Annotated in this window: 19 protein-coding genes; 9 read left to right on the plus strand and 10 right to left on the minus strand. The window is 46.9% G+C overall.

Annotated features, from left to right (window positions below; all coding sequences use genetic code 11):
• Positions 1–4: 4 nt before the first annotated feature.
• Together KNO92_RS09740 and KNO92_RS09745 are read right to left on the minus strand one after the other, a co-directional pair.
• Positions 5–1,138 (minus strand): ABC transporter permease, encoded by a 1,134-nt coding sequence (locus tag KNO92_RS09740; protein WP_214761108.1) that lies wholly within the window; start codon positions 1,136–1,138, stop codon positions 5–7.
• A complete protein-coding gene (locus KNO92_RS09745; protein ID WP_251126992.1) occupies positions 1,135–1,872 on the minus strand; it encodes an ABC transporter ATP-binding protein in 738 nt (245 codons plus the stop codon). Before KNO92_RS09745 ends, KNO92_RS09740 begins: the two co-directional genes overlap by 4 nt.
• A 170-nt stretch (positions 1,873–2,042) precedes the next feature.
• Between KNO92_RS09745 and KNO92_RS09750 the strand changes: the two genes are divergently transcribed.
• Positions 2,043–2,294, plus strand: a complete 252-nt coding sequence (locus KNO92_RS09750; RefSeq protein WP_031421191.1) for a GlsB/YeaQ/YmgE family stress response membrane protein — start codon at positions 2,043–2,045, stop codon at positions 2,292–2,294.
• Between the two features lie 47 nt (positions 2,295–2,341).
• Here KNO92_RS09750 and KNO92_RS09755 read toward each other — a convergent pair whose 3' ends face one another.
• On the minus strand, positions 2,342–3,391 hold the full coding sequence (locus tag KNO92_RS09755) for a hypothetical protein (RefSeq protein WP_214761111.1): 1,050 nt from the start codon (positions 3,389–3,391) through the stop codon (positions 2,342–2,344).
• Between the two features lie 128 nt (positions 3,392–3,519).
• Here KNO92_RS09755 and KNO92_RS09760 point away from each other — a divergent pair, with 128 nt between their 5' ends.
• Positions 3,520–3,948: an HIT family protein gene (locus tag KNO92_RS09760; protein ID WP_214761113.1), complete on the plus strand. Its 429-nt coding sequence runs from the start codon at positions 3,520–3,522 to the stop codon at positions 3,946–3,948.
• A 39-nt stretch (positions 3,949–3,987) separates the two neighbouring features.
• Here KNO92_RS09760 and KNO92_RS09765 read toward each other — a convergent pair whose 3' ends face one another.
• Complete coding sequence (locus KNO92_RS09765) at positions 3,988–4,323, minus strand: hypothetical protein (protein ID WP_214696207.1); 336 nt, start codon at positions 4,321–4,323, stop codon at positions 3,988–3,990.
• Positions 4,324–4,491: 168 nt separating this feature from the next.
• On the opposite strand from KNO92_RS09765, the gene KNO92_RS09770 reads away from it, so the two are divergent.
• Together KNO92_RS09770 and KNO92_RS09775 are read left to right on the plus strand one after the other, a co-directional pair.
• Entirely contained in the window at positions 4,492–4,848 is a 357-nt protein-coding gene (locus KNO92_RS09770) for a hypothetical protein (protein ID WP_214696209.1), read from the plus strand.
• Positions 4,849–4,909: 61 nt separating this feature from the next.
• Positions 4,910–5,473: an HTH-type transcriptional regulator Hpr gene (locus KNO92_RS09775; protein ID WP_015880933.1), complete on the plus strand. Its 564-nt coding sequence runs from the start codon at positions 4,910–4,912 to the stop codon at positions 5,471–5,473.
• Here the strand turns inward: KNO92_RS09775 and KNO92_RS09780 are convergent.
• Positions 5,457–5,801 carry a DUF1878 family protein gene (locus tag KNO92_RS09780; RefSeq protein ID WP_251126993.1) on the minus strand — a complete coding sequence of 115 codons (345 nt, stop codon included), beginning with the start codon at positions 5,799–5,801 and terminating at the stop codon, positions 5,457–5,459. The genes KNO92_RS09775 and KNO92_RS09780 overlap by 17 nt on opposite strands.
• A 147-nt stretch (positions 5,802–5,948) precedes the next feature.
• Here KNO92_RS09780 and KNO92_RS09785 point away from each other — a divergent pair, with 147 nt between their 5' ends.
• Entirely contained in the window at positions 5,949–6,938 is a 990-nt protein-coding gene (locus tag KNO92_RS09785; protein ID WP_214696212.1) for a peptidylprolyl isomerase, read from the plus strand.
• Between the two features lie 47 nt (positions 6,939–6,985).
• Here KNO92_RS09785 and KNO92_RS09790 read toward each other — a convergent pair whose 3' ends face one another.
• Positions 6,986–7,945 (minus strand): HD domain-containing protein, encoded by a 960-nt coding sequence (locus tag KNO92_RS09790; protein WP_214696214.1) that lies wholly within the window; start codon positions 7,943–7,945, stop codon positions 6,986–6,988.
• Positions 7,946–8,026: 81 nt separating this feature from the next.
• Between KNO92_RS09790 and KNO92_RS09795 the strand changes: the two genes are divergently transcribed.
• The 3 genes from KNO92_RS09795 to KNO92_RS09805 are packed head-to-tail and all read left to right on the plus strand — an operon-like array spanning position 8,027 to position 10,336.
• Complete coding sequence (locus tag KNO92_RS09795; RefSeq protein WP_214696215.1) at positions 8,027–8,950, plus strand: magnesium transporter CorA family protein; 924 nt, start codon at positions 8,027–8,029, stop codon at positions 8,948–8,950.
• A gap of 35 nt (positions 8,951–8,985) precedes the next feature.
• A complete protein-coding gene (dinB, locus tag KNO92_RS09800; RefSeq protein WP_214761116.1) occupies positions 8,986–10,077 on the plus strand; it encodes a DNA polymerase IV in 1,092 nt (363 codons plus the stop codon).
• Between the two features lie 40 nt (positions 10,078–10,117).
• Complete coding sequence (locus tag KNO92_RS09805) at positions 10,118–10,336, plus strand: YhzD family protein (protein WP_074032616.1); 219 nt, start codon at positions 10,118–10,120, stop codon at positions 10,334–10,336.
• A 37-nt stretch (positions 10,337–10,373) separates the two neighbouring features.
• On the opposite strand, the gene KNO92_RS09810 is transcribed toward KNO92_RS09805, so the two are convergent.
• The 4 genes from KNO92_RS09810 to KNO92_RS09825 all read right to left on the minus strand — a co-directional run bounded on the left by KNO92_RS09810 (position 10,374) and on the right by KNO92_RS09825 (position 14,332).
• A complete protein-coding gene (locus tag KNO92_RS09810; RefSeq protein WP_214696224.1) occupies positions 10,374–10,865 on the minus strand; it encodes a hypothetical protein in 492 nt (163 codons plus the stop codon).
• 61 nt (positions 10,866–10,926) lie between these two features.
• Positions 10,927–12,705, minus strand: a complete 1,779-nt coding sequence (locus KNO92_RS09815; RefSeq protein ID WP_214761118.1) for an SLC13 family permease — start codon at positions 12,703–12,705, stop codon at positions 10,927–10,929.
• Positions 12,706–12,832: 127 nt separating this feature from the next.
• Complete coding sequence (locus tag KNO92_RS09820; RefSeq protein ID WP_074032614.1) at positions 12,833–13,204, minus strand: YlbF family regulator; 372 nt, start codon at positions 13,202–13,204, stop codon at positions 12,833–12,835.
• 36 nt (positions 13,205–13,240) lie between these two features.
• A complete protein-coding gene (locus KNO92_RS09825; protein ID WP_214761142.1) occupies positions 13,241–14,332 on the minus strand; it encodes a DUF445 family protein in 1,092 nt (363 codons plus the stop codon).
• A 69-nt stretch (positions 14,333–14,401) separates the two neighbouring features.
• Between KNO92_RS09825 and KNO92_RS09830 the strand changes: the two genes are divergently transcribed.
• Positions 14,402–15,253 (plus strand): PucR family transcriptional regulator, encoded by an 852-nt coding sequence (locus tag KNO92_RS09830; protein ID WP_337874637.1) that lies wholly within the window; start codon positions 14,402–14,404, stop codon positions 15,251–15,253.
• Positions 15,254–15,327: the final 74 nt, after the last annotated feature.

Raw genomic sequence — 15,327 nt, forward strand, 5'->3', positions numbered from 1 at the left:
CTTTTCATGTCAACCGTCTTAAATAGTAACGAATGACCACGATGGATAAAACCAGCCCGACTGCCGCGTCCCATGTCGCACCAAATCCAACCGAGGCGAGTACGAGCACGATGGATTGCACGATGAGTAACCGCATCGCCCACCACGAATAGCCTTCGATCCGCTCTTGACGAGTGATTGGTAGCCAGGACACAATGGAAATCGCCTCTAACCGTTTAAACAATGGAACGAGCTGTAACGCTGTCAACCCTACGAATAGTGGTGTGACGAATCCTACATACCAACCGCCTGACATCCACATGACGATGAGCGCCACCGCCGTCAATCGAAGGATCAGGTCGAGGGAGTCGTTCGAACGAATAATCCGAAGACCGTACACGTAACGGGACGCATCGACGCGTTGGAGCACTCGTTTTTCGAGCAGCTTTGTCAGAAGTCGTCGTTCCCGCACTTCTTCTTTCAAGGTCGGCAAGTCGACGAACCAGCTGATGACTCGTTCAAACTGAGCCCGACTCTTCTCCTCAAGCGCCAACCAGTGTAAGAGTGGGATTCGTTCGTTTCGTTTTACATGTAAGAAAATGAACGGCATGAACGCGGGCACCCACGCCCACTCTGTCCAATCCATTAGAAGACATGCGCCGCTCACGAGCGCGAACGGGACGATGAGCCATTCGCGTACCCCTTCCATTTTTGCCAATCGACCCGCAGCCGACAGTAACGTCATCGTGACAACGAACGATAATACCTCAATTCCCGTATAGCTCTCCGTCCGCACGAGAAGCGGCAATAAAATGAGTAAGAGAAGGAGTGCACGGATTGTCGCGAATCCGATATTGAACAAGCGCACACCAATCATATAGGAGCGAATCGTCCCTAATTCAGGGAGGAGGAACACTTGATCCGCCTCTTGGATAAACGTTCTCGGTCGATGGCCGAGCGGGATGAGAATGAGAACCGTTGCGGCAATCCACACCCCCGGGAACGTCCCATCAATACGTTCTAAAAAGTTGTTATAGACGAATGCCCCGTAAATCAAAGTGAAGTAGAGCGTGAACAAGAGTCCGCCGTTTGCGACGTAGCGACTATATTTGACGACTTCTTCCATCCAGTTGCCGAGTCTTGAAGTAAATCGATTCATGACGACCGTTCCTCCGACGCAATCGCCTCTACATAAATGTCATCGAGTGTCGCATCAGGTGACAATTGATACTTGTCTCGCAACTGTGCGGCCGTTCCGTTCGCAATGACGACACCTTGATGAAGGAAGACGAAACGGTCGCAATGCCGCTCCGCAGTCTCAAGAATATGGGTCGACATCAAAATCGCACAGTCTTGTTTGTACTCATCAAAGAGTTGCAGCAACTGACGAATCGCTAATGGATCGAGACCAACGAACGGCTCATCGACGATGAGGAGCGGTGTCTTCGTCACGAGCGCACATAAGATCATCGCCTTTTGACGCATCCCTTTCGAGAAGACGGACGGGAACCATGTGAGCTGTTTTTCCATTCGCATTTCTTTCGCTAAGCGATTTGTCCGTTCGGTCAATTCTTCAGGACTTACGTCATATGCTTTCCCCATCAACTCAATGTGTTCTTGTAAGGTTAACGTCTCGTATAAAATCGGTGTCTCCGGTATGTAACTTACTTTCTTACGATACCTTTTCTCTGAAGACTCTAATGTTTCTCCATCAATTTCGATTTTTCCGGACAGTGGTGACAACAGACCCAAAATGTGTTTGATCGTCGTCGATTTACCAGCTCCATTTAGCCCTATTAACCCAACGAGTTCTCCTTTGTTCACTTCAAACGAAACGTCATGCAAAACTTGTTTACCGATATATCCGCCGTTCAATCGATCGACGTGCAGCATGAAAACCACACCTTTCATTTTCAACTTTTTTTCGTGGTATATGTTTTAAATGTTGTCACATGGGAATAATCTGAACTGTAAGGCATTTTAAAATAAAACATCAATACTCCCATTGTTCCACAAAATCGTTGAAAAGAACAATGGGCAAACAGAGGAAGGAGAAATGAATGATGGGGTTTATTCTTTATTTGATTATCGGAGGTATCATCGGTTGGTTAGCAGGATTAATTCTAGGTAAAGACGTACCAGGTGGAATCATTGGTAACATCATCGCGGGGATTATCGGTGCTTGGTTGGGTGGACTCATCTTCGGTGATTTCGGACCAATCGTAGCGGATATCGCGATTATCCCAGCTCTTATCGGTGCGATTATCCTTATTTTGATCGTATCGTTCGTCATGAAATCAATGCGTAAAAAGTAATCATTTATGTACAGGAGGGGCTTCCAAAATGGAATGTCCCTCTTTTTTCATTGAATCAATAAATACATCGCGTCATTTTTTTCAATAAACTGCTTCTCCGTTTCAAGACCAAAGAACGTGAAGAATGATTCGAAGAAGGATTGACCGTAATCCCACTCTGTTCCGAGTTTGTGTTCTGTCTTTTCTTTCGGTTCGCCGAGTAATGCAACCAAGTCGTCTGGTCGTTTATCAAGATCGATTAAAACTGACTGCACGTCTCCCTTTTCAAACACGACAGTCAATCGCTCATAATCCCATTCATCGTCACGTTTCCCATCTGGCTCTCCTAACGTTTCTTGAACCTTTCCTTCCGATTGTCCAATCAACGAATCAATCGTTTCTAACGGATGACCGGTTTGCGCTTCCACTTCGATCTCAATCAACTCTGCCCGCTTCAAATCGAACTGTCCCGCAATCGCTTCACTCGATTCCGGCATCAATGCATACTCGAGCGATTCAGGAGATGTTAATTGAATCGTCTCTGTTTCGGACACCGTCTCACCATTCGCCACGGCGACCGCCTTCACATCATAACTTCCTGGCATCTTCTCAAACGTGAATCGTCCGTTCGCTTCATCAATCCGACCGACGCGCTGCCCATCGACCCAAATATTCGTCAACGGTACGTCAGAAGTGACATCGACTCGTTGTGGCAATAACTCAATCCGATAATCTGAAAAGCCAAAGCGCCCTTCACCTGTATCAATCAATCGAAACAGCCCTTCCGCTTCCATGCCTTTCGTCCGATTCGCACGATCTTGTGCGACTTCGGCGATGGCATCGCCACGAATGGATTTTTCATCGTTCAACCAGCCCATAAACCGCAGTGCCTCAGCACGCGTTAACGTTTCGCCTTGATATTCTACCTTTTCCTCAAAGAAAGCACGGTCTTCCTCTAATAATGCCTCTTTAAATGCGACGTGAATCTTATCTTGCTCCGCCGCCGGCTTGTATCCATATATATAGAAGACAATGGCTCCGACTAAAATGGTGAAAATAGATAATAGAAGAATCATTTTGGAATGACGTTCTTTCTTTCGACTTCTTGTATACGACATCTTTTCGCCTCCTTTCTTCAGTGCTTACTTCAAGTATAAAAGGAATCAATCTCTCTTCCAATCGTTCTTGCGCCTGAATTTCCGTGGTATGATGAAACAGAAATGACTTTTAGAATGGAGGAATATAGATGCATACCGATCCAACCTGTATCTTTTGCAAAATCGCTCAACAAGAAATCCCGTCTTATCGGGTATATGAAGATGAGGCGGTCGTCGCTTTCCTCGACCTCTCGCAAGTGACAAAAGGTCACACGCTCGTCATTCCGAAACACCATGCGAAAAACGTTTACGAGCTACCTGAAGATGTTGCAGCGGACGTCTTCAAACGCGTCCCGACCATCGCGAAGGCCATTCAACGCGAAACAGGGGCAATCGGCATGAACGTCTTGTCGAATGCTGAGGAAGTTGCCGGACAAACGGTCTATCACTTCCACATTCATTTAATTCCACGTTTCGGACACGAAGATGGATTCGGAGCAAAATGGATTACACAAAATGATGCGTTCACATCTGACGAACTCACAACCCTCGCATCGAATATTCAATCACACGTTTAAGACAGACCGAGACCCGTCAATCGATGACGGGTCTCGTTTTTATGATTGATTGATTGAATCAAGGTGACGTTTCCGTTCTTCTTCTAATTGCGCTCGCTCGACCTGAAGTTTGATTGCCACTTCGTATAACTGTTGACGCGTCTTAACAGATGTCGCTTGTTCAAATTCTTTTCGTAATTCGGTTAGACGGGTATCTATTTCAAGCATACGTTTTTCTCGTATCGATTCTTCGCGTGCCTGCTCTGTTTGTTTCGACGCTTCATACCCCGCCTCTAGTGTGTTCATAATGGAGTCGGCCCAAGTGTCATCTCCCAGTCGTTTCGCAGCGAGATACAGGTCAAGCATGTCATCTACCCAACGCTTCGCTTTCTCCACTGAGGATCACCTTCCTTTACCTGTATTTTAAAATAAAATGATTTTTCGGTCAAAATTGAATGTTCTGAAAAATTTTATTTGCGATATAGGTTTTTAATCACTCTTTTTTGGTAAAATAATATGAAAAGAATGTAATTCGGATTTTCCGAGCTTGAGGAGGGGAATGTTTTGTCGAGTCGCCAACGTCGAGATTGGATTGCTTTCGGCTTTGTTTTAGCATTTTTAGGAGTTGCCACGTTTAAAAAACTGGCGAGAGGTACCGCAAACGATGCTGCTGCTCAACAACATCGAGCATCCACAATCACTACGCTAAAAGAACAATTTGGGAATGTGGCGAAACATGCATCGCAAGTTGCCGCCGCAGGGAAACTGCAAGGAAAAGAATTGACTGATCAAGTGAAAGCCGAAGTCGAACGCTATCAACAAGACATTCAGCCTTCAGTCGAGCGAATTCAAGGGAACCTTCAGGAACTCTCGAACGTACAGTCTGCTATGACTGACAACACTGCCAATCAAACACAATGAGTGTTTGAGGTCATCGTCCGTCGATTACTTTTGATTTTTTATCCGGAAAGGATGGATCGAAATGGAACACGAAAAAGAATTCACTGGCCCTGAGGCCATGCTCTATAGCCACAAAATCATTCAATTGAGTAAGGCTTTGTGGAAAACCGTCGAAAAAGATTGGCAAAACTGGATTAAACCATTTGATTTAAACATCAATGAGCACCACATCTTATGGATTGCCCACGCGTTAGGCGGCGCATCGATCTCTGAAATTGCAAAATATGGCGTCATGCACGTCTCGACCGCTTTCAACTTCTCGAAGAAGTTAGAAGATCGTGGATTACTTACGTTTTCGAAAAAAGAGACGGACAAGCGAAACACGTATGTCCAATTGACACCTGAAGGAGAATCGTTGTTGCTTGAAACGATTCACGCGTTTGATCCAGAAGGAAACGGCGTATTCCGCGCTTCACTTCCGCTCCAAGAACTTTATGGCAAGTTCCCTGACTTAACAGACATGACGGCCATCGTGCGTCGTTTATATGGCGACAACTTCATGGATATCTTTGCTGAAACATCAAAAATGATCACAGAAGAGGCAGGCAGACGTCCTGATGAGGATGAACTCAGTCAAGAAGCCTAACCTGCCGATAGAGTGGCTCTGTGACGTCTAACTCGATTCCTTGACGGACGCATGCCCCAAGAATCGTTTTTACGTCGAGCCTTGAATCCAACATACCCACAAAGTGGACGAGCAACGGCTCTATGGACGTAAACCCATAGCGCATTTGCTCGTTTTGTCGTGCCCGAATATCATCAAGCAACTGATAAAACGCCTCTACGTCCTGCTTTGTCAAGTTCGCTCGAATCACTTCATATTCAAACGGACGGTCCGTCCAATCGACAATCTCGAGTAAGATCTTCATCTGATATGATAAATGCTCGACCTTCTCTTCTAGTGACACTACCATCACCCCATCATTTCACATTCTATTACATCATTATACGACAGGATTGTGTGCTATGATACTGTACAGACAAGAGAACAGCTGTCATGATTAGGAAAATGTGATATAGTCGGACTTAGAAACTTTAAAGAATTATTAGGGGTGGAATACATGTCAAACGGAATGACTAACGAACCAAAAAAGCAAGATAAAAAATTCTCAACCGGCGCTCTCATCGGTGCATCTGCACTTGCACTGATCATCGGTGCTGGCGGCACATACGCAGCAACAAGCGCAGGCGGCGGAGAATCAGATAATTCAGCAGTCGTCACATATAAAGGCGGCGAAATCACACGCGGTGAAATCGCGGACATGAGTTACGACCGCATGGTGCCACAACTCGCATTCCAAGAGACGATGAATGCACTTCTTGAAAAAGAGTACGGTGACCAAGTCGAGCAAGAAAAAGTAGATGAAGAGTTCAGCAAGACAGAAGAACAATTCAACTCAAAAGAAGAATTCGAACAAGCGATTCAACAAGCCGGCATGAGCGGAACCGAAGAATTCAAAGAAGCGCTTCGCGGACAAATGCTTGTCGACGCAGCTAAATCTGAACTTGTCGACGTGACGGATGAAGAAGTCGAAGCACAGTTCGCTAAAGAAAACGTGGAAGTGGAAGCTAGCCACATCCTCGTCGAATCAGAAGAAGAAGCACAGGACATCATCAAACAGTTGAATGACGGTGCAGACTTCGCTGAACTCGCGAAAGAAAAATCAACAGATACAGGTTCTGGTGAGCAAGGTGGAGAACTCGGTTACTTCTCTACAGGCACGATGGTACCTGAATTCGAAGAATATGCATTCAAAGAGGACGTCGTCGGAAAAGTCTCTGAGCCAATCCAATCGCAATTCGGTTTCCACGTCATTAAAGTAACAGACCGTAAAGAGAAAGACTTGAAACTCGAAGACGAGAAAGACCGTATTCGTGAAGAGTTGGCAACAGAAAAATCAGCTTCTGTCGATGCAAACAAAATTTACGCGGAGTTGATTGAAAAATACAACGTTGACGTAAAAGATGCAAAAGCAGAGCAACAATTTGACGCTGTCAAAGAAGCAATCAAAAACGCAGACGAGTCTTCTGAAGAATCGACTGAACAATAAGACAAAAATGGCACTCCGCAATGGAGCGCCATTTTTTTATGGACATATTATAACTTTGGACGATAGAAGGCACGGTTATCGAGTGCCATGACACGCTCCGTAAACGTACCCGGCTCGACGCCTTCATACGCTTTTTCGAACATGTTCATCCGCGCGTCGATGTTGTCGATGAAGAACAGCATCTCCGCTTCAGGGAGTTGTGGCGTATTCGCCGATCCCCACTCCGGTTTCCCATGATGGCTTAAGACGAGATGTTGCAACAACGTCGTCACTTCTCGGTCCGTCCCGAGCTCACGTGACACGACTTCAATTTCAGATGCCATGAGTGAGAGATGACCGAGCAACTTGCCTTCAAGCGTGTATTCTGGTGTGATCGCATCCGATAACTCGATGACTTTCGCCAAATCATGCAAGATCACGCCGGCAATCAACAGGTCTCGGTTCAACGATGGATACAGGTCACACATCGTGTCCGCAAGCTTCAGCATCGACATGACGTGGAATGCGAGTCCTGAATAGACCGCGTGATGATGTCGCACAGCAGCTGGATACGTGAAGTATGCCTCTTCGTGACGATTGACGATTTCTTCAACGAGACGACGAATGTCATCGTGTTGCAGTGACGTGATGAACTCACGGATGGTCGTTTCAAGTTCCGACTTCGGAATCGGCGCCGACCGAACGTACGGGGCGATATCGACTTCTTGCTCGATGATTGAAATTTGCTTTAACTTCAATTGCGTCCGTCCACGATAGTCCATCACTTCACCTGCCGCATGGACGATTTTTTTCGTCGCATACTTTTCGGTATCCGAACTATCCCATAACTTTGTTTCAATTTCTCCACTCTCGTCGCACAGGATTAATGTTAAATAAGGCTTTCCGTTCCCGGCAAGTCCCTTATACGATTGTTTGATCATGACATATTGGTCTAGCGTGTCGCCCACTTTGAGCTGACCGATTTTTGTCGTCAATGAAAGCACCTCTCTCTTGTTCAGTACCTTCATCTTATCGAAACTTTGCGACAGATGCCAACATTCCTGACAATTTGGGAATACTACTACTATAGCGAATTGGAGGAATAGACGATGGAATGGGATTGGTACACGCGCCCCGAGGATTATGTGAAAGTAGATTCTCGATATGCACTGGCCTATACGTATTGGCTCGAGCAGTTGACGACCGCAAGCGTCACAAAAATCGTGGTCGAGGATGGTTATATGTACGGGTCACTCACACTCGACTACGAGCAGTTAGAACGCGAGCCTCAGAAAATCGGACACTATTTTATCGGCCCTGATTTTTTATGGACGATTGGATTTGACGATTTGCATCACGAGTCGGTCCTTGCGAAAGACTGCAACTCACCGATTGAAGCGTTCTATGAGTTGCTCGCCGAACGAATGAACAATTACTTTCACGGAATCGATGAATTCGAAGAACGACTTCTCGTGGCACAGCGAGAAATGGCAGGACAAGTCCCTGCCACGTTCATGAATGAAATCTTTGGTCTTCGGAGTGAAATCGAACGGTGGTCCGATACGGTCACTCCTTATAAAGAACTCGTCATGGCAGGACGTGAGGCCTTTCTCGATATCGACCTACAAACGTTGAGACCTTATCAACTCGCGGATTATCGAGTCAGTCGACTATTGACGTTAATCAACCACTATCAAGGGGACGTTATCGCGATGACAGACCTCGCCTCGACACTTTCTAACTTTCGGGGAAATGAAATCATGAAGGCACTCACCGTCTTCACGGCACTCACCACCCCTGTCGTCGCGTTCGGTGCCGTATGGGGAATGAACTTTAAAGAGATGCCTGAACTGGATTGGCCGTTCGGTTACGCGTTCGCCTGGTTGATGATTCTATTCTTCACTCTTATCATTCAAGTATGGTTGAAACGGAAGAATTGGATTGGATCGTTGTTACAATTCCCGAATCAAACCACTTCATCTAAGAATAAAGTAAAACAAAATCCTAAAAAAACGAACAAAAGTTCGTTATAATAAAGAAAAGAGATTTGCACAGGAAAGGTGATGTTATGGAACGACTCATCATTCATGTGGACATGGATGCCTTTTATGCCTCCGTCGAACAACGGGATCGTCCAAATTTACGTGGGAAACCGGTCATCGTCGGTGGACCACCTCACAGTCGTGGAGTCGTTGCCACTTGTTCATATGAAGCGAGGAAGTACGGTGTACACAGCGCGATGTCATCACGTCGCGCTTTTGCCTTGTGTCCACACGCCACGTTTGTCAAACCACGATTCCAAGCCTATCGACAAGTCAGCGCGCAGGTCATGGACATCTTTAAGTCGGTCACTCCTCTCGTCGAACCGTTATCCCTTGACGAAGCCTATTTGGACGTGACCGAAAATACGCTGTTGAGCACATCGAGTCCGTATATTGCCCGTTATATTCTAGGAGAGATTAAACGCCGTACCGGTCTTACGGCATCCGCTGGCGTCGCGCCTTCAAAGTTTGTCGCAAAAATTGCGTCCGGCTTTGATAAGCCCAGCGGCCTTACCGTCGTCTCGTCTGAGAAAGTCGCTGATTTTCTCTCTCCCCTTTCCATCGAAGCGATGCACGGTGTCGGAAAAGTGACCGCCCAAACGCTTTACAAAAGTGGCTATCATACAATCGGTGACCTTCAACAAGCTCGTCCCGAACAACTGAAGGCCATCTTTGGACATGATCGCGGACAACAACTGTATGAATTGGCACATGGACGAGATACGCGTCCTGTCGTCGCCACGCGTGAGCGTAAGTCAATCGGGTCGGAAACGACGTTTGCGTTTGACATCGACGACCCCGAGGAAGTATTCGAACGGGTCATTCCCGAAATGGAAGACGTGTTGCGTCAGCTCGACCGCCGTGAACTGAGTTGCCAAACCGTCACGATCAAATTAAAGACGAGCGAGTTTCAGGCTAGAAGTCATCAAATCAAATTGAATCATCCGACGCATGACCATAACGAAATTCGACGACTGGCGAGACGCCTCTTCGATGAGATGAATGTCACCGAGCCCGTTCGCTTGATTGGGCTGATCGTATCCGACTTGATTCCTCGAACTGAATCCACACGTCAACTGACATTTGACGAACTGACAAAACCTTCTCTTGAAGAATGAATGACCATTCATTAAAATAGAGAAAAAGGGGGTCGTGTGAATGGAGACATACACGGTGACAGGATTTGAAAATGATGGCACACTCGTGTTGAATGAAATGTTCGAAGCAAGCGATGATCAGTCAGCCAAACAGCAAGGGCTCGACATGCTTCGAGCAGCAGGGCATGAACATAAAGGAGCACGCATCGTTCGCCGGGGACAACTCATCTATTTCGAACGTTGCAAATTACCGGGGAAATTAAAAGGAACGGCATCATAATGAAAGTAGACCGAGATTCTTGTTCTCGGTCTACTTTTTAATTTCCATATTTCTCATTCCATGCTTTCTGCCATTCCTGAATATCAGGGTGAATGTCCTCGAACGATTCCCCGCTCAAACTATATCCGCTCCCTAAACCCGATCCGTCTGTCACAGGGAATGACGTTCCCCCGATTACCTCTCCATCCACGACCATTACCGAGACAGCAGTCTGACCGGCGGGAGATTGTTCACCAATCGGATGATCTTTTACCGTAAAGTTTTCATAGTATATGGTCTTTCCAACGTATTCATCCGGTGACACGGATTGTACTCCCCAAGTGTTCTGTGCACGATCTTCCTTCAACTCATCTAAGGTTAACGTACTCATATACTCGCCTTCATATGAGACGATTGGGTACTGTTGTTTCTCAAGATACTGTTCAGCCACCCGCCCGTTCTCCGTCATCTCAGGTTTTGGTTCGGCCTTCTCTTCTTTCCCACAGGCTACTAGAAACAAGCAGAGGAAAACCAACATCCATTTTTTCATCGTCGTCCATCCTTTCATTTCCTGATCACTTTACTTTCGTTATCCTCCCCCTAAATCCTGCTTAAAATGGAAAGAGAAACAGAATCATCAGGATTCCGACGATGCCAGTGAGTAGTTGCAACGGCACACCGACTTTGACGAAATCTATGAATCGATAGCCTCCTACACTAAACACCATCGCGTTTGTCGGAGAACCGAACGGTGTCATGAAAGCAAGGGATGCTGAAATGGCGACAGCGATGACGAACGGAACTGGACTGACCGCCATGGATTCCGATAGAGCGATGGCTAGCGGAATGAACAAGATAGCGGTCGCGGTGTTCGAGATGATTTGACTGAGGACCATCGTCGCAAGAAATAAAACGACGAGGACCCAGGCTGGCCCAAAGCCCGCGAACGACCGCCCAATCCAGTCGACAAGCCACGCCATGATCTCCGCCTTCTCAAGCGCCGTTCCTATCGGGATCATCGCGGCAATCAAGACGAGTGAAGACCATTGAATCGATTGATACGCAATATCTAGGTGGCGCACGGCTCCGCTCATCACCATCGCAAGTGCCGCCAGCCAAACCGCAACGGTCGGATCAACCCATTCAAACACGAACAACGTCATCATCATAACCATGATCACACCTGCCGCAAGTTGATGATGACTCGACACCGTCCGATTCGCTACATCCGTCACCCGCTCGTTCGAGAGGAGCAGTCGTGCCTCTTGTTCAACTCGCTCTAAATCGTCCCACTTCCCTTGTACCATCAACAAGTCCCCTTGTTTTAGCGGCGTATCTTTCAGGTGTACTTGTGCAATTTCTTCTTGTGGGCGGATGACACGCAAAACGTTCACATGAAACTCATTCCGTAACTGGCTCTCATGAAGACATCTCCCTACAAGTTGACTCGACCCTGGAATCGTGAACATGACGATGCCACCGGTCTTGTCATAGACGTTTGTTGCCTCAACCTGCTGAAACGGAATGTGTTGTTGTTCCGAGAGAGAACGGACTCGCTGCTCATCCCCACTGACGAGGATCGACCCGGCACGCAATACGGTGTCAGCGCGAGCAGTTTCGTAATGCCGCCCTATTCCTTTCACTCGTTCCTTTAATACGATGATCCCGTCACGCGACCATTTCAATTCACTTAGTCGTTTGCCAATCAACGGATGTACCTCGTCAATCGACAGGACATACACGTTCGGGTTGATCGTCTCGGTTGCACCGCCTCCATCCCATTCCCTTGAACGATTATCTTCGAGCAAGCGATTTCCGACGAGGCGAAAATAGAACAAGCCGACAATCATCACGACCGCGCCGATTGGGAACAAAGAAAAGAAGCCGATCGGCACATCAATCAGACCTCGTAGCGATTCAGCTGCGACAAGGTTCGGCGGTGTCCCAATCAATGTCATCGTCCCTCCGATGCTCGAGAAGAAAGCAAGCGGCATCAGATACGTCTTTGCGGATCGTTTGATTTGTCGGGAGATCGCCATGACGACAGGAATGAGCAATGCGACCGTCCCTGTGTTCGACATGACGCTTGAAAGCAAGGCGACGGTCAACATGAACAAATAAAAGAGTCGTGTCTCACTTCCGTTCGCGTACGGAATGAGTGCAGATGCCAATCGTTCCGCTAAACCGGAATGAAACAACCCTGCTCCGACGATGAATAGTCCAGCAATCATCAAGACGACTGAATTTGAGAATCCCGCCATCGCCTCACCCGGCGTCAATTGATTGGTTAGAACGAGACTTAAAAGACCGATCAATGCGACCAAGTCTGCTCGGAGCCAACCTGTTATGAAAAAGAGAATCATTCCGAATAGAATGAGCACGGTCCACATGCCAGTTCACCCTTTCCCCATCATTCTACTTTCATTATAAACCCTCTATGAAAACGCTTACTTCAATCTTGTGACAATCTCATCAACAAAAAAACGGATGGCTCAATCGCCATCCGCTTCTCACATCTTATTGAACTTCGTTTTCATTCACCATCGGCGCGTAAAGCTCTTCAAGTGGTTTCATGATGATTTTCGTTACTTCTGTAACGAGCTGGTGCATGCGTTGCTCTTCTTGCATGAGCTCCATGATCAATTCGTTCTGTTGAACGCTCATCATTTTCGTTTGCGCATCCATCATTTCCTGCTCAGAGATTTCTTCTCCTTGCATTTGCTTTTGTTGAAGCGTCATTTGGATGTTACGGAAGTCAGCGAACAACTGGTTCGCTTCCGCATCCGCATTGACACGATCGTATAAAGAAGAGAGTGTTGTGAACTCTTCAGAATCGCGAAGTGCTTTCTCCAATTGGTAAGCTTGGTCGTACAAGTTTGTTTGTGACATGTAACGTCCTCCTAAATGCTATTAGGGTCAAGCTCATCATAAGATGGCAATCAACCCTTGAATCAACCCAATCATACCACCTAACAGCGCTCCAAGCCATGTTATTGCCCGGAACTCTCGTTTCGAGATTGATAACACGATCTCTTCGAGGTACGAGGTGTCGAGCGACTGGACTTGTTGCTGTACGATTTGATCGATTTTTAAGCGGTCCATGATCGTCTCCATTTGATTCGTGAAGCGCTCAATGACAAGGGTGACCCCTTGAGGCACGAGTTCATCGACGACACGGGATTCGATGGACTCGGTATACGATGAGACTGGTCGATCCAACAATTGCCCGATTGGCAAACGTGTGACGACTTGCTCGGTGATCCCGTCGATGAGTCGGGCTTCTAAACGTTCATCTATCAATGTATCGACCGTCTTCTCACTGAATCGTTCGAACTCACGCGTAATCATCGTCGTCATGCCGTCACGAGTCGACTGACCTCGTAAAATATTGACGATTTCTGGTCGAACCATCTCGACAAAATTCATATTTTGAATAAATCCTGCGATAAACCCAAGTCGACGTTGAACGAACGAATCGACCATATGGCGAAGTTGCGCCTCACCTTCAGGAGAATAAAAATACTCTTCCGATTTGACGAGAAGTGCCTCAACAATTTCAGGAATGACTGCCCGTACGCGGTCCATTCCTTCTTCTCCAAGCAATTCAAACAACTTCCGTTCTTTCACATCGGACATGACGCTCGTTAGCTCGTCACGTAACTTTTCATCCGCCGACGTAAGGATGCGTGCCTCTGCGTTCGGGTAGAGGGGTTCTACGAGTTCTCGAACGGTTTTATCCGAGCGTAGCATCGCCTGAACTTCTTGTTGCGCAAAGTGCGTAATATGCGTCGTCACTTGGTCATCTAGTAAACGTTTTCGCATGCCTTCCGGCGTCAATAAATGTTTGACGACCGTTTTTCCTAAGCTAGATGCCAATTCATCCCGACGTTTCGGAATGAGACCTGGTGTAAAAGGAATCCGGAATGAACCGATATATTTCGGTTCATGTGGCCGGAACAACATCTTGATGGCGAGAAAGTTGGTCACGCCACCAATCGTCGCCCCAATCACAATCATGAGTAAAATCTTTAATAACCCGTCCAAACTGCAAGCCTCCGATCTGAAATATGATACATTGTTGATGAGGTGATAGTATTGAATACGTTTGATCGTATTAAATCGATTTTTCCGACTGCTGTCCATCGGTCGGAAGATGCATCTGGGGACCTTGACTGGTTCGAGACGCAAGATGGTACCATATTTGGGCTCCCGACGTTCGAATTGACCGAACGTGAACAGCAATTGCTCCGCATGTGGGCGACCCCGTTCCTTCAGTCCGACCCACATCAGCGAAAATGGCAAGAACGCCTTCAAGATGAGACGTACCGTCTTGAACAATCATTCCGGCTCATCTCTCTTTCCCTCCAAGAAGCAGAAGAGGAAGCGTTCGAATCATTCATCAGCATCATCCACGACTTCATGCCACATGCTGAAATCGTGTTGATCACAACCAAACATATCGAACTCATCGAACGAGACACGTTTGTCGACCTTCAGGAGTTCGAGGACGTCTTGCGTGCCATCGCGAGCGATTGCTTCATCGAAGCACACGCTGTCTATAGCGAACGTTCTCAAGGTCCTCTTGCCCGTGTATATCGTCAACATCAACTGCTCATGCCATACGCTCGTCTATCTACTAAAACTTACCCTGCTAGTCAATTATTATACCATTATTTACTACAAGAGCAGGACTTAAAAGAGCGGAACCATATCACGGCCTCACTCATGGAGATGCTTGATTTATCGACGATTGAACTGCTCGAAGCGTTGTTCAGTCATTCATTGAACGTCTCCCACACGGCCAAAGCGCTCTTCATGCACCGAAACACGCTGAATTACCGACTCGATCGCCTGTTCGAGACGACGGGTTATGATGCACGGAAGTTCTATGACGCGAGCCTTCTTCAACTAATGGTCACGTTGCACAAATCCGATTGACGGTTTTTGTGCAACTTGTCTATATTCAATGCAAGCGGTTTCATCATATAATCGTTCTTGTAAGCGCTATTATA

The organism is Exiguobacterium sp. s129, assembly GCF_018617585.1.
Lineage (GTDB): Bacteria > Bacillota > Bacilli > Exiguobacteriales > Exiguobacteriaceae > Exiguobacterium > Exiguobacterium aestuarii_A.